This is a genomic window from Streptomyces sp. NPDC048504 (assembly GCF_043200035.1).
Classification (GTDB): domain Bacteria; phylum Actinomycetota; class Actinomycetes; order Streptomycetales; family Streptomycetaceae; genus Streptomyces.
Genome location: NZ_JBICXA010000009.1, coordinates 38346 through 53584 on the forward strand (window position 1 = coordinate 38346; position 15239 = coordinate 53584).

At 67.7% G+C, this 15239-nt stretch carries 14 protein-coding genes; 6 read left to right on the forward strand and 8 right to left on the reverse strand.

The window, feature by feature from the left end:
• The first annotated feature begins 274 nt into the window (after nucleotides 1-274).
• Nucleotides 275-502, forward strand: a complete 228-nt coding sequence (locus ACGFY9_RS22815) for a hypothetical protein (RefSeq protein WP_393756772.1) — start codon at nucleotides 275-277, stop codon at nucleotides 500-502.
• 376 nt (nucleotides 503-878) lie between these two features.
• Complete coding sequence (locus ACGFY9_RS22820) at nucleotides 879-1448, forward strand: NUDIX domain-containing protein (RefSeq protein WP_393756774.1); 570 nt, start codon at nucleotides 879-881, stop codon at nucleotides 1446-1448.
• Between the two features lie 28 nt (nucleotides 1449-1476).
• Here ACGFY9_RS22820 and ACGFY9_RS22825 read toward each other — a convergent pair whose 3' ends face one another.
• On the reverse strand, nucleotides 1477-2112 hold the full coding sequence (locus ACGFY9_RS22825; protein ID WP_393756776.1) for an HAD family hydrolase: 636 nt from the start codon (nucleotides 2110-2112) through the stop codon (nucleotides 1477-1479).
• Nucleotides 2113-2211: 99 nt separating this feature from the next.
• Between ACGFY9_RS22825 and ACGFY9_RS22830 the strand changes: the two genes are divergently transcribed.
• Both ACGFY9_RS22830 and ACGFY9_RS22835 read left to right on the forward strand, forming a co-directional pair.
• Nucleotides 2212-3252 (forward strand): NAD(P)/FAD-dependent oxidoreductase, encoded by a 1041-nt coding sequence (locus ACGFY9_RS22830; RefSeq protein WP_393756778.1) that lies wholly within the window; start codon nucleotides 2212-2214, stop codon nucleotides 3250-3252.
• Between the two features lie 147 nt (nucleotides 3253-3399).
• Complete coding sequence (locus ACGFY9_RS22835; RefSeq protein ID WP_393756780.1) at nucleotides 3400-4014, forward strand: DUF4232 domain-containing protein; 615 nt, start codon at nucleotides 3400-3402, stop codon at nucleotides 4012-4014.
• A 231-nt stretch (nucleotides 4015-4245) separates the two neighbouring features.
• Here the strand turns inward: ACGFY9_RS22835 and ACGFY9_RS22840 are convergent, their stop codons facing one another.
• Nucleotides 4246-4569: a hypothetical protein gene (locus tag ACGFY9_RS22840; RefSeq protein WP_393756782.1), complete on the reverse strand. Its 324-nt coding sequence runs from the start codon at nucleotides 4567-4569 to the stop codon at nucleotides 4246-4248.
• Between the two features lie 574 nt (nucleotides 4570-5143).
• Here ACGFY9_RS22840 and ACGFY9_RS22845 point away from each other — a divergent pair.
• Nucleotides 5144-6370: a helix-turn-helix transcriptional regulator gene (locus tag ACGFY9_RS22845; RefSeq protein ID WP_393756784.1), complete on the forward strand. Its 1227-nt coding sequence runs from the start codon at nucleotides 5144-5146 to the stop codon at nucleotides 6368-6370.
• Here the strand turns inward: ACGFY9_RS22845 and ACGFY9_RS22850 are convergent.
• From ACGFY9_RS22850 to ACGFY9_RS22875, 6 genes are all read right to left on the reverse strand, one after another.
• On the reverse strand, nucleotides 6351-7013 hold the full coding sequence (locus ACGFY9_RS22850; RefSeq protein WP_393756786.1) for an HAD family hydrolase: 663 nt from the start codon (nucleotides 7011-7013) through the stop codon (nucleotides 6351-6353). The two genes, ACGFY9_RS22845 and ACGFY9_RS22850, sit on opposite strands and share 20 nt — an antisense overlap.
• 39 nt (nucleotides 7014-7052) lie before the next feature.
• Nucleotides 7053-8429, reverse strand: a complete 1377-nt coding sequence (locus ACGFY9_RS22855; RefSeq protein ID WP_393756788.1) for an alpha-amylase family protein — start codon at nucleotides 8427-8429, stop codon at nucleotides 7053-7055.
• A gap of 161 nt (nucleotides 8430-8590) precedes the next feature.
• Entirely contained in the window at nucleotides 8591-10324 is a 1734-nt protein-coding gene (locus ACGFY9_RS22860; protein WP_393756790.1) for a glycoside hydrolase family 13 protein, read from the reverse strand.
• A gap of 161 nt (nucleotides 10325-10485) precedes the next feature.
• On the reverse strand, nucleotides 10486-11352 hold the full coding sequence (locus ACGFY9_RS22865) for a sugar ABC transporter permease (RefSeq protein ID WP_393756792.1): 867 nt from the start codon (nucleotides 11350-11352) through the stop codon (nucleotides 10486-10488).
• Nucleotides 11353-11365: 13 nt separating this feature from the next.
• Entirely contained in the window at nucleotides 11366-12370 is a 1005-nt protein-coding gene (locus ACGFY9_RS22870) for a carbohydrate ABC transporter permease (protein ID WP_393756794.1), read from the reverse strand.
• A 128-nt stretch (nucleotides 12371-12498) separates the two neighbouring features.
• Nucleotides 12499-13773 carry an extracellular solute-binding protein gene (locus tag ACGFY9_RS22875; protein ID WP_365299720.1) on the reverse strand — a complete coding sequence of 425 codons (1275 nt, stop codon included), beginning with the start codon at nucleotides 13771-13773 and terminating at the stop codon, nucleotides 12499-12501.
• A gap of 362 nt (nucleotides 13774-14135) precedes the next feature.
• Here ACGFY9_RS22875 and ACGFY9_RS22880 point away from each other — a divergent pair, with 362 nt between their 5' ends.
• Nucleotides 14136-15170: a LacI family DNA-binding transcriptional regulator gene (locus tag ACGFY9_RS22880; protein WP_318015932.1), complete on the forward strand. Its 1035-nt coding sequence runs from the start codon at nucleotides 14136-14138 to the stop codon at nucleotides 15168-15170.
• Nucleotides 15171-15239 lie beyond the last annotated feature (69 nt).

A 15239-nucleotide genomic window follows, 5' to 3' on the forward strand; every position in this document is an offset into this window, starting at 1 on the left:
GGAAGCGTGCAGCGGTCTTGCCGGTTCCCCACCGGAACGGTCTGGAACCGATCACTCCGACAACCCGTCCTACAGCTGGATCCGCACGGGCCCGCGCAACGCCCAACTCGGCGAGCGCGAGGCGGCGTTGACCCTGGTCCGCCGGAACCTCTTCGAGCCCAAGTCCGGCACCACGGTGCTGCGAACCTGCCCGCGGCTGGCGGCGGAACCCCGACGTTTGAGCCATGCCCCCGGCGAGCAATGGGGATGGGCCGACATCGCGAGGCGCCGCGGGGTGACGCCCGGCGCCGTCAGCAACCTGGCGCAGTCCTACGAGAACCACCCGGTCAGGCCGTTCCCACGAGCCGTAGGGCACAAGCGGGACGCGGCGGCCGTAGCCGAGTGGTTCCTCTGGTACGACACCGAGCGGCCGGGGTACGCGGCGCGGCGCGCGTACGGACGTATCCCGGAAGTCGTCGCCCGGCTGGAGTCGGCGTTAGCCGGGCCGGGCCGGGGGACCTGACCACGACGAGGCTCGCCTGTGAACTGGGCGTCGGCCACACCGTGGCACGGGCCTATCTCGCCGGCGCGGCAGGGCAGTTGATGCCCCGTCACGGGCTCGTCCCCCACAGCGACAAGCAGAACTCCTGGAACAGGCCGGGCACGGCGGGACCACCGAGCAGCGGCGCGAGCGGGTCAGAACACTGCTGAACCGCAAGGACGCCCCGCGCAAACCGTCACGGTCGGTGGCACGGACTACTACAAGAGGTCCGCGATCGACCGCCTCCTGTCGTCGCTGCGCGACGGCTGACGCAGTCTGAATGCCCAAGCCGTCAACTTCCTGGGCCTCAGGCTTTGTTGGCTCTCAGTGCTCCGGTGGGATGGACTAACGTCAGAGCATGATCTCCGATACGCCGTTACCTGAGCACGAGCTCACGGCAACCAGCTCAACGGTGGTTTACCAGAACCGCTGGATGACCGTTCGCGAGGACAGGACGCTGCGCCACGACGGCGCGGAGGGCTTGTACGGCGTGGTGCACAAGCCCGACTTTTCGTTGATCGTTCCGTACGCAGACGGTGGTTTCCACCTCGTGGAGCAGTACCGCTACCCGGTCAAGGCTCGCTACTGGGAGTTTCCGCAGGGCACATGGGAAGACCGGCCGGATGTGGACCCGCTGGTTCTGGCACGCGGTGAACTGGCGGAGGAGACAGGACTGACCGCTGGAACGCTCACTCCGCTGGGGCACCTGTACGAGGCATACGGATACTGTGACCAGGGGTTTCATATCATTCTTGCCACCGATCTCACCCATGGTGAACCTGACCTGGACGAGGAGGAAGCCGGTTTGGTCAGCCGCTGGTTCTCCGAGGCGGACGTGTGGCGGCTGATCGCCGGAGGCCGGTTCAAGGACGCGCCGTCGGTAGCGGCCCTGGCGCTCTTCCAGCACCACCGCACGGCGGGAGGCTGACCGCCCAGTGGCAGCGCTCGGCTGGCCCTCAACAACTGGCTGTGACCAGGCGGCTCAAGACGGGAAGCACACTCTGCAGGTCGACGTCGTCCACAGTGGCTGTCGCCACTGCCCTGGCGCCCGCCGACGCGTTGAACGCCACGCTCAACCCGACGGATGAGAACAGCGGCAGGTCGGACCGGCTGTCTCCGACAGCTCCACACGAGTGAGGGTCCAGTCCCAGCTCTTGCGCCTGGGCAAGGGCGAAGTCTCGTTTGTCATACTCGTCGAAGTGGCGCGCTACACGTCCCGTGAACCGGCCATCGGCAGTCTCCAGCTGAGGCCCGCTGAACGAGTGGAACCCGAAGCGGTCGGCCAAGTAGCTGCCGACCGGGGACCAGGCCAAGGTGGCCAGCACGGGCACCAGCCCGTTCCATCGGCACCAGGCCACGGTCTCCGCAATGCCCATGACCAACGGGAGCCCGTCGAGCCGGCCGGAGATCCGCTCCACGGACACGCCCGCCCAGCCCGCCGCATCCAGAAGGGAGACTTGCCGATTGTCCCAGGCGCCGGCGGCGTAAGCGTCCTCGGCCTTGGCCAACTTGTCGCGATGGCCGAGGAATTCGGCCAGGAAGACCGACGAACTGGTCCCCGGGACCAAAGTGCCGTCGACGTCGAAGAACACGGCCCCTACGTGATCAGGTGAGTACACCGGCCAAGGATGCCATCGTCACAGGAAACGCCTGGCCAGACCGATCACACGTACCAACCCAAGGAGGACGTCATGTCAGCCGTCGTCGTTGTCGGTGCGGGAATCGTCGGTTCCTCGGTGGCCTACCACCTGGCCCGTCGAGGCGTCCCGGTCACACTCCTCGAACAAGGACCCGCACCAGCCACCGGTGTCACCGGAAACTCCTTCGCCTGGATCGGCCGCTCGGGCGGCGACTGGCCCGGCGGCGCACGAGATCTCCGCGAGCACGTCCTGGCGGACTACCGGCGCCTGGAGAACGAGCTGCCCCAGGTCACCGTCCGGAGGACCGGTTCGCTGTCCTGGGCCGACGTACCGGCCGGAGACTCACGACCGGAGCCGGGCCGGTTCCGCATCGGGCGAAGCGACATCACGGCCCTGGAACCCAACCTCCGACACCCACCCGACCAGGCCATCCACACCCCGAGCGACGCGGGCGTCGACCCAACCGCCTTGGCCCGCGCACTCGTTGCAGCCGCCGACGCCCACGGAGCAACCGTGCTCCACGACACCCCTGTCACCTCCTTGCAGATCACCGACGGGCACGTCACGGGAGTCCTGACACCGACCGGGCTCCACCCCGCCACCACCGTCGTCCTCACGGCCGGAACCGCCGTCCCCCAGCTGTGCGAGCGACTACCGGTCGACCTGGCCATCGCCGCCTCCCCGGCCACCCTCGCGCGGGTCGCAGCGCCTCCGGGCCTGATCAGGACCATCGTGGCCAGCCCCGATTTCGAGCTCCGAGAGGTACGGGACGGCAACCTCCTGCTGGTCGTACCGCGGGCCGAAGGCACAGCGGGAGGGGGCGAGCAGGCCGCCCAAGACGCGCTCCGCCACCTGAAGTCGGCCTTCCGAGGAAGCGACCGATGCCGCCTGCTGGGCCACCGCACCAGCAGCCGCCCCATGTCCGCGCACGGCCCCCTCATCGGGTACGCGATCCACGATCGATCCGTCTACGTCGCCGTCATGCACTCGGCCGTCACCCTGGCGCCCACCGTCGGAAGACTCGTCGCGGATGAACTCGTGACCGGCAGGCCGGCTCCCGAGCTACGGCGGTGCCGACCGCGCGTCTCCTGACATCGCTTCGCGACGACATTGGTCAACGAAAATTCTCTTACCTTCTCCCGCGAACAAATCCGCCGTACCACGCATCGGACCTTGTGTACGGCACCAGAAGGACGGTGCGGGCCGCAGACCACGGCCCGCGAAGCAGGAGTGGGGACCATGACCGTGAACGAAGTCCAGAACACCACCGACCAGGCCGGCACCGCCAAGCACCGGCGCCGCTCGGACCGCAAGGTCGGGCGCACGATGATCGGCCTGGGCGCCGTCGTCGGCCTGGGGCTCGCGGCCTGGGCGGGTACCGCGAACGCCGCGACCTCCACTGGTACGGCCACGGCGAAGGCGACGCCGACCTGCTCCGCCGCCGCGCTCAAGGCGACCTACGGTCAGCAGCTCGCCGGTGGCATGAACCACGAGGGTGTCGTCATCCGGCTGCGCAACCTCAGCGGCAGGACCTGTGCGCTGCGCGGCTACCCCGGCCTGGGACTGGAGAACTCCGCCCACAAGAAGCTCACGACCCACACCACCTGGGGCAACACCTGGTACGCGCACAACCCCGGGAAGAAGACCCTCACTCTCAAGGACGGCGAGAGCGCCGAGGCCGTCGTCGCCTGGACCCACGCCAACACCGGTACGTCGGGCGCGGTGCACGCCGCCTACCTGGAGATCACCCCGCCCGCCTCCACCCAGCACAAGACCCTGGCCCTCCCCCAGTGGGTCGACCACGGCGACCTCTCGGTCACCGCGCTGGCGAAGCACATCACCGTCAGTTCCTGATCCCCCACGGGCCGGACCGCGGCGACGCGCCCTCGCGCCGCCGCCGTCCAACACCGTGGATCAGCAGGCCGACTCAATGGCCAAGGGATACCTGGGTCGTCCGGGTCGGCACCCTTTTGCAGTCCTTCACATGCAGGTAGATCGTCGTACCCGCAGCCGAGGGTGACAGTTTGTCGTGCTCCGTGAACCCCTCGTCGCGCCTGATCAGCTCGTCGCAACGGCCGCAGAAATTCACCGTCGACACTCCCTCACCAAGCGGTACAAGCCTCTCCCGACCGGGCACGCGGCGGCATCGTCCGCGCAATCCTTGCAGGTCGAGCCATGAGCGAACAGCCCTTGGTGCGCACGCCCGGCCACGCACTGGCGACACGCTCTGGGAAACCAGCGCCCGGGCTCCGGCTGCTCGCCCAGGTCGACGGCCATCTCGGTCGTCAACCGCTCACCGCCCCAGACGCAGGTCACGCCGCGCGCCTGCTCATCGGTGAGTTCGTCGAGCGACGGCAACGCCAAGACCCCCAGGACACCACGGACCAGGCCCGAAGCGGGATTGCTCATGCCGACCGCTCCCATTCGCTCTCGGAACGTAAGCAGTCCTCAAGGGCAGCCCGGAGAGCACGCGCATCGGTGAGCCAGTCGCGCTCCCCGGGGCAGATCCGCCAGTGCGGACCCGGTGGCTGCGTACATCGTGTCGGTGGGATAGCGAGGGTCCCGCCCTTGCCGATCGGATGGGTCCCCTCGACTGCCCACCCGGCAGCGGTACCGCGAGCAACGAAGTAGTAGACGACGTCTTTGGGTGGGTACTCCAGTACGGCTCCGCAGCGAGCACCCAGAACAGCCATGGCGGCGATACCGAGTTGGCGCGGCACCCGGATCACATCCCAGTCCAGGCCCGCGTCCTGCAGAGTGCACCCCGCAGCGGTCGGCAATCGTGTGGGCGGCATGGCGGCTCCTCGAAGCACGGATGATCAGGTGTGCTTCAGAATGGCCCTCTCAGACACCAAAAACGAGGACTTCAATAGGTCTTTTAACTGCCGCGATTGGGACTTCTATTGGTCTTACAGGGTGACTGCTAGCCAGATCGAGGACTTCGGGTGACACTATCCGCAGTGCTCGACATGGAGGTGCACCAGTGCCGCGTCCAGCAGGCAACACCCGACTCAAGGCGGCCCGGTTGGCGGCCGGATTCGGATCGCAGCAGGCTCTCGCCGACGCCCTCGGGGTTGGCGTGCGCCAGGTGCGGCGTTGGGAGTCCGAGAATCCGCCGTCGCCTCAACCGGAGCAGGCACAGGCCCTCACGCGTGAACTCGGCCAGGATCTGGAAGCGTTGGGCTTCACCTCGCCGAACTCTGTCCAACCCGACCGCGGCCGTCGCTCTGTTCTCGCGGCCACGGCCGCCGTCGTAGGGCTGGCCGCAGTCCCTACGACGGTCATCACCATGCAACCCGCCACCGTCGCAGCGGACTTCGAGGCCGTCACTCGATCCCACCGGCGCCTGTACTGGTCCGTCGCCCCCGCCACGCTGCATCCCGCCGCGCAGGCCCACGGCTCCCTCGGCTGTGCCCTGCTCACCGAGACCGCAGGCCAGACCCGGCGGGCCGTAGCCGCAGCCCTCGCGGAGTCCTACTTGCTCGCCGGACGCATCGAGTTCTTCGACATGCGTGACGCCGATCGCGCCGGGAACACCCTGCTGCTCGCACTCCAGGCCGCAGGCGAGGCCGACGACCCGCTGCTCGGCGCGGCGATCCTGGCCCACACCGCCTTCATCCCCGCGTGGGAAGGCGAGCGGGACAAGGCAGTTGAACGGATGGTCGCCGCGCGCACCTACTCCCGGCGGGGCGCCCCCTCCGCCGAACTGCTTGCCTGGCTGGACGCGGTCGAGGCGGAGTGTGAGACCCGGTGCGGCGACACCCGTACGGCACTGCATCTCATCGGACACGCTGAGGACATGCTCACCGCGGGCTCCGAGCAGCAAAGCCCGGACTGGCTGGACTGGTTCAGCCCTGTCCGCCTCGCCGCCTTCAAAGGCAACACGCAGTTGAAGGCGGGGCATCTGCCCCAGGCCAGGGAAACCCTCCTCGGGGTGCTCGATTCGCTCGACCCGAGTGAGGAGAAGCAGGCGACCGTCGTTCTCGGAGACCTTGCCTCTGTCGAGGCAGCGGCAGGGCACCCGGACGAGGCATGCCGCTATGCGCGGCGGGCGCTCGACCAGCTGGAACGGACCTGGTACGCGATGGGAATGGACCGGGTGCGCGAGGTGCGGCGCACTCTGGCACCGCACCAGGACGAGCGTTGTGTGCGCGAACTCGACGACCGGCTGTACGGCTGGTCGACGACGGTCAGCGCGCTGAGCCGTTGAAGTTCGCGATCAGTCCGGGCAGTTCCGAGAGGCTCTCGACTCTGAACGTCGGGAGTTTCTCGGCTTCTTCGGTCCTCCACTGAATCGTCGCCCACGGTCCCCGGCGCACCAGGGCCGTACGCATGCCCGCCGCTACGGCCGGCCGCAGATCATTGTCGACACGGTCGCCGACGTAGAGGATCTCGTCGGCAGCGAAGGGGACGACCTCGGCCACACGTCGGAAGAACTCAAGGTCCGGCTTGCTGGCACCCCAGTCGTCCGACGTGCCGATGAGGTCGACGTCCTCGGTGAACAGATCCCGAAGGATCTTCCCGGCGCGGATCGTCTGGTTGCCCGCGATGCCCAGCCACAGGCCGTCGGCACGCAACCGCGCCAGCGCGGGGCGCACGTCCCCGTACAGGTCCTCCTCGCCGAAGGACTCCGGCTTGCCGGCGGCGGCCCGCTTCTCGCGCTCCTCGTACAGGTCGAAGCCGGGCCGGAACTCCTGGAACACCTCACGGTAGTCCCGGCCCTGCGCAACGACTGCGCCGAACATCGCGTGGAAGGTGTGCCGGGGTACGCCGAGCCAATCGGCCCAAGTGCCGTACTCCCGGCTCTCGTCCACCAGGCACTCACCGACGTCGAACACCACCGCACGCATCATGGCGGCAGCGTAGCCGGACACGAGAAGGCATCTCCCGGGTCAGCAGCTCGACTTGCCCGAGTAGATCGCCAGCGCCGTGTTCGAGCCCAGGGTCGCCGTGAGCTGGCCGCTGGAGTTCACGGTCACCGACGTGTTGTTCTGGACGTTGCAGTACGTGCCCGCGGCCATCGACGTCTGGTACGTCTGGGTCACCGACGACGACTCGTGGTTGATGGCGACGTAGCCCTTGCTGCCGCGGCCGAAGGCGATCGCGTCGTTGCCGTCGTCCCACCAGTTCGTGAGGGACTGGCCGCTCGTGGCGTTGCGGAAGGCGACCATGGACTTGATCTCCGGCCAGGCGTGCTGGCACTTCCAGCCGTCCTGCCAACAGGCCGTCACCGAACCGCCGTTGGGCGGGCCGGCGTCCGCGTCCGACCATTCGTAGCCGGAGTTGATGTCCGGGGCTCCGTAGGGGTAGGCGAGCATGAAGACGTTGGCCAGGGTGTAGTTGGCGCCGTCCTTGTAGTTCAAGGTCGATCCATTGCGCTCTGTGTCGTGGTTGTCGACGAAGACCGCCGCCACCGAGCTGCTCATGTAGCCCCAGCCCTCGCCGTAGTTCTTCAGGTAGGCGAGGTTCTCGTTGTTGAAGACCCGCTTGAGGTCGTAGGCGTAGCGGAACTCCTGGACGTCGCCGTTGCCGGTGTACTCGGTGGGCTGGACGGCCTCGCCGGCGCCGTAGATGACCTCCTGCTTCCAGTACGCGGAGGGGTTCGTCAGGCGGGACTTGATGTTCGCGAGGTCGGTCGCCGGGATGTGCTTGGCCGCGTCGATGCGGAAGCCGTCGGCGCCGTAGCCGAGGAGGGTGTTCATGTAGCCGGCGATCGTGGCGCGGACGTACTCCTCGCCAGTGTCCAGGTCGGCCAGGCCGACGAGTTCGCAGTTCTGGACGTTGGCCCGGTTGGTGTAGTCGCTGACCGTGGACGTGCAGTCGTCCATGTCGTACGAGGAGTACAGGCCGGGGTAGTTGTACTTCGTGTACGACGAACCGCCCGTGCCGGTGCCGCTGCCCGCCGACATGTGGTTGATGACCGTGTCGACGACGACTTTCACGCCCGCCGCGTGACACGTGTTGATCATGTTCTGGAAGGCCGTGGCGTCGCCGAGCCGGCCCGCGATCTTGTAGCTCACCGGCTGGTACGACGTCCACCACTGCGAGCCCTGTATGTGCTCGGCGGGCGGGGAGACCTGGACGTAGCCGTAACCGGCGGGGCCGAGGGTGTTGGTGCACTCCTTGGCGACCGAGGCGAAGTTCCACTCGAAGAGGACGGCGGTGACGTCCTTGGTGCCGGGCGGGGAGGCGTGTGCGGTACCGGGCACCAGGAGGGCTGTCGCGGCGGCGAGGGCGCAAGCTCCTGCAAGTGATCTGCTGTTGGCCATGTGGGGTCCCTTCTCCGTTGAAGGTTCTTGACAGTTCTTGCTGAAACACCGTGGAAACCTTGCAGTCGCCCAGATGTTAGAGGCCCGCCGCCCAAAAGGGCAGCGGGCCGTGTGAAGTTGATGCAAGAACTTCCTGTGGCGGAGGGGGAGTTGAGGGGTGGTTACGGTGTGGTTGTCCACCATGTCGTCGTATCGGCGGGCAGCTTCGCATCGCCGTCCGCCTCCGTCACCTCACCGCTCGCGAGCAGGAGACGACCGTACGCCGACGTCGTCACCGACTCCCCGCCCGTGTTCGCGACACACACGAACTCCCCGCGCCGGAAGGCGAGTACACCCTCCGGTGCCCGCAGCCACTCCACCGAGTCGCCCGCGCCGAGGTCCGGCTGGGTGCGACGCGCGGCGAGCGCGGCCCGGTACAGCTCCAGCGTCGAACCGGCCGCCCCGGTCTGCGCCTCGATGCTCAACTCGCCCCAGCCGTCCGGCTGCGGCAGCCAACTGCCCCCGCTGCCAAAGCCGTACGACGATCCGTCACGCGTCCACGGGATCGGCACCCGGCACCCGTCCCGGAAGCCGTCCTGGCCCGCGCCCCTGAAGTACGCGGGGTCCTGGCGGACTTCGTCCGGGAGGTCGACGACGTCGGGCAGGCCGAGCTCCTCGCCCTGGTAGATGTACGCCGATCCGGGCAGCGCCAGCATGAGGAGTGTCGCGGCACGCGCTCGGCGCAGGCCCAGCTCCCTGTCCCCCGCCAGCCGGATCTGGGTGCCGAGGCCGGGCGGGTTGGCAAAGCGGGTGGCGTGCCGGGTGACGTCGTGGTTGGAGAGGACCCAGGTGGCGGGGGCACCGACCGGGCGCATGGCCTCCAGGGTGCGGTCGATGACCGTACGGAGCTCCTCGGCGTCCCAATCCGTCGACAGGTACTGGAAGTTGAAGGCTTGGTGGAGTTCGTCCGGGCGGACGTAGTTCGCCGTGCGCTCGACGGTCGGGGTCCACGCCTCGGCGACGAAGATGCGCCCGCCCGTCTCCCGCCCCCGCCCTTCCAAGGAAGGCCCTTCGGGCCCCAATTTATTTCCCGCGTACTCGTCGAGAACCGTGCGCCACTGGCGGTACACGTCGTGCACGCCGTCCTGGTCGAAGAACGGCATGACATCGTTGCCCAGGAGCTTGAGCTGTTCGTGGGAGCCGAGGTCGGGCAGCCCCTCCGCCTTCACCAGCCCGTGGGCCACGTCGATGCGGAAGCCGTCGACCCCGATGTCCAGCCAGAAGCGGAGGATCGAGCGGAACTCGTCCCCCACCGCCGGGTGTTCCCAGTTGAAGTCCGGCTGCTCGGGCGCGAAGAGGTGCAGATACCACTCCCCCTGCGAGCCGTCGGGCTCAGTGACCCTCGTCCACGCCGGCCCGCCGAAGATGGACTCCCAGTCGTTGGGCGGGAGTTCGCCGTTCTCCCCCTTGCCCGGACGGAAGTGGTAGCGCTCCCGCAACGGTGAACCGGGGCCCTCCCTCAACGCCCGCTTGAACCACTCGTGTTGGTCCGAGGAGTGATTCGGGACGAGGTCGACGATGATGCGCAGACCGAGTCCATGGGCGTCCCGGATCAGCGCGTCGGCATCGAGCAGGTTCCCGAACATCGGGTCCACGGCACGGTAGTCGGCGACGTCATAGCCTGCGTCCGCCTGCGGAGAGGCATAGAACGGGCTGAGCCACACGGCGTCGATCCCGAGGTCACGCAGATACGGAAGTCGGGCGCGAACGCCTTCCAGGTCACCCATCCCGTCGCCGTTGCTGTCGGCGAAGCTGCGGGGGTAGACCTGGTAGATCACGGCGTCTCTCCACCAGTCGCCGCGCTTGACTTTGGCGGAGTTCGATGCCGGGGCGATGACGGAGTGCTGCTGGGTCATGGCGTCCTTGGTGCGTAACGGGGTTTTGGGCAGGGGGAGTTGAGCCGAGGCGGCCGTGATGTCAGCGGGGTCGGATGGACGTCACGGCCGCCTCGAGTTTTTGGTGCGGCTTTGTGGGGGGCTGGGCGCGCAGTTCCCCGCGCCCCTGACGGGGCGCTTCACTAGCCCTTGGTGCCACCGGCCGTCAGGCCGGTGACCAGGTTCTTCTGTACCAGGTAGAAGAACGCGGCCACGGGTATCGCGATCAGTACCGCTGTCGCCGCCATCAGGTTGCGTTGCGCGTCGTGTTCGCTGACGAAGGTCTGCAGCCCGACCGCGAACGTGTACTTCGTGTCCGACAGCATGAACGTCGAGGCGAACGCGACCTCACCAAAAGCCGTGAGGAAGCTGTAGAACGCGGCGACCGCCAGGCCCGGCTTGGCGAGCGGCAGGATCAGTCGCAGGAACGTGCCGAAGGGGTTCAGCCCGTCGACGCGTCCGGCCTCGTCGATCTCGAACGGGATCGTGTCGAAGTAGCCCTTGAGCAGCCAGGCGCAGTAGGGCACGGCGGTCGAGCAGTAGACGAGAATGAGACCAAGGTAGCTGTCGATGAGCTGCAGGTCGGCCAGAATCTGGTACATCGGCACGATGAGTACCGCTATCGGGAACATCTGGGTGACCAGCAGCACCCACATGAACTTCCGGTAGCCGGGGAAGCGCATGCGCGACACCGCGTAGCCGGTGCTCGCGGCGATGGTCACGCCGATGACCGTGGTGCCGAGCGAGACGATCAGCGAGCTCTTCAACCAGTCGAAGAATCCGGTGTGCTGGAGGACGAACGAGTAGTTGTCGAACGTCATCTTCTTCCAGATGCCGGCCGGGTGGAGGTAGTCGTCCGAGTCCGGGCCGAGGGAGAGGAAGACCAGCCAGGCGATCGGGAAGAGGGCGATCAGGCTCGCGACGATCAGGACGCCGTGCGAGCCGAGGGCGCCGGCGCGGCTCAACTCGCCCCGGCGGCGGGTCCGTTGCGGTGCGGTCGTGGTGCTCATGGGGACTCCTGCCTCAGATCGCGAGCTGTTGGTCATTGCGGTTCAGCCAGCGGCGGTAGAAGGAGGTGAAGACGATCAGGATGGCCAGCAGCAGGATGCCGTAGGCGGCCGACTGGGCGAATTCGCGCGGCTGTTGGCCGAAGCCGAGGAAGTACGACCAGGTGACCAGGATCTGGGCGTCGGGCGCGGTGTTGCCGAACAGCAGGAAGATCACGGCGAATTGGTTGAAGGTCCAGATCACACCGAGAAGGACGACGGTGGAACTGACCGACCTGAGGCCCGGGAGAGTGACGTAGCGGAAGCGCTGCCAGGGGCTCGCGCCGTCCATCTCGGCGGCCTCGTAGAGCGAGGTGTCGATGGACTGGAGGCCGCCGAGCAGCGAGACCATCATGAAGGGCACACCGCACCAGGTGTTGACCATGATCGCGGCGAACCGCTGCCAGAACGTGTTCTCCAGCCAGTCGGGTTGGGGCAGATGCAGGCTGTGCAGCGCGGAGTTGATGATGCCGCCGTCGGCGAGCATGAAGCGCCAGCCGAAGACCGTGACGAAGGTGGGTACGGCCCACGGCAGGATCAGGATCAGCCGGTACAGGGTGCGGGCGCGCAGCTTCTGGTTGAGCAGCAAAGCCAGTGCGAGGCCGACCGCGTAGTGGAGGGCGACGCAGAGCGCGGTCCAGACGATCGTCCAGATGAAGTGCGACCAGAAGCGGTCGTACGACGTCGGGCCGAACAGGATGTCCTTGTAGTTGTCGAGCCCGATGAACTTGTAGGTGGCGTCGATGTGGTTGACGCCGATCGTGCGCGCGGTGTTGAGGCTGTTGGCGTCCGTGAGCGTCAGGTAGAGGCCGTACACCAGGGGGTAGAGCACGAGGACGCCGAGCACGACGACCACGGGGATGATCATCGCGTACGCGTACCAGTGCTTCTGGTAGGCGTACTTGAGGCGGCTGCGGGGTCCGGGTCGGGGGGCGCGGTCACCGTGGCGCTTGCCGGTCGCGCGGTCGATGGCGACTGTCATGGTTCGTTCGACACCTTCTGGAAGTTCAAGCGGGCACGGCAAGTTCGAGGGCTACGGCGGCGCAGGCCGATGGCCGTCGGATCCGTCCCCCCAGTTCCTGATCTGGCGGATCCGACGGCCACTCGGGGCTACTTGCTGAAGTCCGGGACCAGCTTGGCGATCGCCAGCTCGGCGTTGCTCAGGCCCTTGTCGAGGGACTCCTTGCCACCGGCGACCTTGGGCAGTTCGGTGTCCAACGGGCCCCACAGGGAGCTGTATTCGGCGAGCGCCGGGCGCGGCTGGGCGGCGCCGAGGACGCCCTGGAAGCCGGCGATCCCCGGGTCGGACTTCACGGCGGCGGTGTAGGCGTCGTCGCGGGTCGGCAGCGTCGAGTTCTTCAGCGCGATCGTCGACTGGGAGGCGGCGGAGGTCATGAAGTTGACGAACTTCAGGGCCGCCTTCTGGTGCGCGGAGTCCGAGCCGGCGTAGACCGAGAGGTTGTGACCACCGGTCGGGGCACCGGACTTGCCGGTGGAGCCGGCCGGGATCGTGGCGATGCCGAGGTTGGACTTGTCCTTGAAGGCCGAGCCCTTGTAGAAGTTCGTGATCTCCCACGGGCCCTGGATGATCGCGGCGACCTTGCCGTTGACGAACGCGTCCTGGATGTGGGCGTAGGCGTCCGCGGTGGTGTCGGCCTTGTGCAGGCCGGTGCCGGAGAAGAGGCTCAGCCAGGTGCCGTAGGCCTTCTTCGCGGCGGCGGAGTCCACGGTGATCTTCTTCGCGGAGGCGTCGACGGTGTCGGTGCCCTCGCCGTAGAGGAAGGTCTGCGCGTAGTAGGCCTGGGTGGATCCCCAGTAGCCGTCGACCTTGGCCTTGGCCTTGATCGTCGCCGCGTCGGTCTTCAACTCGTCCCAGGTGGTGGGCGCCTGGGTGATCCCGGCCTGCTTGAAGAGGGCCTTGTTGTAGACGAGCGCGAGGGTGTCGGTGACCAGCGGCACGCCGTACGTCTTGCCGTCGTACTGGGCCTGCGTGATCAGGTTCGACTTGAACTTGGCCTGGTCCGCGAGGGCTTCGGTGCCGTCGAGCGGCAGGAAGTAGCCCTTCTTCGCGAAGGCGGGGGTCCAGCCGACCTCCGAACGCAGCACGTCCGGGGCGCCCTTGGAGCCGGCGGCGGTGTCGAACTTGTTCTGCGCCTGGTCGAAGGGCACGTTGACGTACTTGACCTTGACGTTCTTGTTGGCCGCCTCGAACTTGGCGACCAGGGCCTTGTACGTGGGTGCCTCATTGGTGGCGTTGGAGGTGTCCCACCAGGTGATGGTGACGGGCCCGTCGGACTTGCCGCTGTCACTGTCACTGCCGCCGCAGGCCGTCGCCGCGAGGGCGATGGACGCCACCAGCGCGGTGGCCGCTATGCCACGCCGCATGAGTTCTCCTTGAGGGTGAAAGCCCGTGAGGTGCAGGGAGACGGTCCCGTCCGTCACCCTGTCGACTTGCCGACTGCGCCGTTGCGTCCGCCGGGCGTCGCCGAACGTAACAGCGATGCAAGCGCGGCGAAAGTCCTTGCTGCAAAAAACTGCAAGACGGCCCGAGAGTTACCCGTCCGTGACCTCTCCTCGACCCCCGCGAAACCCAGTACTGGTGCGGCTGAGCGGGCAGGGGGACACTTGTGCAAGACTCTGCAAGCTCTTGCCGCATGCCGTACGTCGACCAGCAGCCGACCAGAACACGAGGGATCGCGATGACGCAGCAACCCGCAGCGCGCCGACGGCCGGTACAGTCCACTCCCGTGACCACACGGCTTGCCGACATCGCCGCCCAGGCGGGGGTGAGCGAAGCGACCGTCAGCCGCGTCCTCAACGGCAAGCCGGGCGTCGCCGCCACCACCCGCCAGTCCGTCCTCGCCGCGCTCGACGTGCTCGGCTACGAACGTCCGGTACGGCTACGACAGCGCAGCGAGGGCCTGGTGGGCCTGATAACACCGGAGTTGGAGAACCCGATATTCCCCGCCCTGGCGCAGGTCATCGGCCAGGCGCTGACCCGGCAGGGCTACACACCGGTGCTCGCCACCCAGACCCCGGGCGGTTCCACCGAGGACGAGCTGACCGAGATGCTCGTCGACCGCGGTGTCGCGGGCATCATCTTCGTCTCCGGGCTGCACGCGGACACCTCCGCGGACATGCAGCGCTACGAGCAACTCCGGGCGCAGGGCGTGCCGTTCGTGCTCGTGGACGGCTTCTCGCCGAAGGTGCAGGCGCCGTTCATCTCCCCCGACGACCGCGCGGCGATGACCCTCGCGGTCACCCACCTCGTCTCGCTCGGCCACACCCGCATCGGACTGGCGCTGGGCCCCAAGCGGTTCGTACCCGTACAACGCAAGATCGAGGGCTTCGTCCGCACGATGCAGGACCAACTGGCCCTGACCGCCGAGGATGTGGAGACCCGGCTCGTGCAGCACTCGCTGTACACGCTGGAGGGCGGGCAGGCCGCGGCCGCCGCGCTGATCGACCGTGACTGCACGGCGGTGGTGTGCGCGAGCGACATGATGGCGCTCGGTGCGATCCGGGCGGCCCGGCAGCGGGGGCTCGACGTACCCAAGGACGTCTCGGTGGTCGGTTTCGACGACTCCCCCCTGATCGCGTTCACCGACCCGCCCCTCACGACGATCCGCAAGCCGGTCCCGGCGATGGGGCAGGCGGCGGTGCGGACGCTGCTGGAGGAGATCGGCGGGACGCCTGCCCCGCACAGCGAGTTCGTGTTCATGCCGGAGCTGGTGGTGCGCGGGTCGACGGCTTCGGCGCCCGGGGACCGGAACCGTCCCTGACTCCTTCCTGACTCCTCCCTGAATCGTCCCTAAGGGGGAGGAAACGCGGCCGTATCCAGTGCGCTGGTA

Coding starts and splice junctions, on each gene's coding strand:
- ACGFY9_RS22820 (WP_393756774.1), top strand. CDS start 879: ATGATCTCCGATACGCCGTTACCTGAGCACGAGCTCACGGCAACCAGC.
- ACGFY9_RS22830 (WP_393756778.1), top strand. CDS start 2,212: ATGTCAGCCGTCGTCGTTGTCGGTGCGGGAATCGTCGGTTCCTCGGTG.
- ACGFY9_RS22835 (WP_393756780.1), top strand. CDS start 3,400: ATGACCGTGAACGAAGTCCAGAACACCACCGACCAGGCCGGCACCGCC.
- ACGFY9_RS22840 (WP_393756782.1), bottom strand. CDS start 4,569: ATGAGCAATCCCGCTTCGGGCCTGGTCCGTGGTGTCCTGGGGGTCTTG.
- ACGFY9_RS22850 (WP_393756786.1), bottom strand. CDS start 7,013: ATGATGCGTGCGGTGGTGTTCGACGTCGGTGAGTGCCTGGTGGACGAG.
- ACGFY9_RS22855 (WP_393756788.1), bottom strand. CDS start 8,429: ATGGCCAACAGCAGATCACTTGCAGGAGCTTGCGCCCTCGCCGCCGCG.
- ACGFY9_RS22860 (WP_393756790.1), bottom strand. CDS start 10,324: ATGACCCAGCAGCACTCCGTCATCGCCCCGGCATCGAACTCCGCCAAA.
- ACGFY9_RS22865 (WP_393756792.1), bottom strand. CDS start 11,352: ATGAGCACCACGACCGCACCGCAACGGACCCGCCGCCGGGGCGAGTTG.
- ACGFY9_RS22870 (WP_393756794.1), bottom strand. CDS start 12,370: ATGACAGTCGCCATCGACCGCGCGACCGGCAAGCGCCACGGTGACCGC.
- ACGFY9_RS22875 (WP_365299720.1), bottom strand. CDS start 13,773: ATGCGGCGTGGCATAGCGGCCACCGCGCTGGTGGCGTCCATCGCCCTC.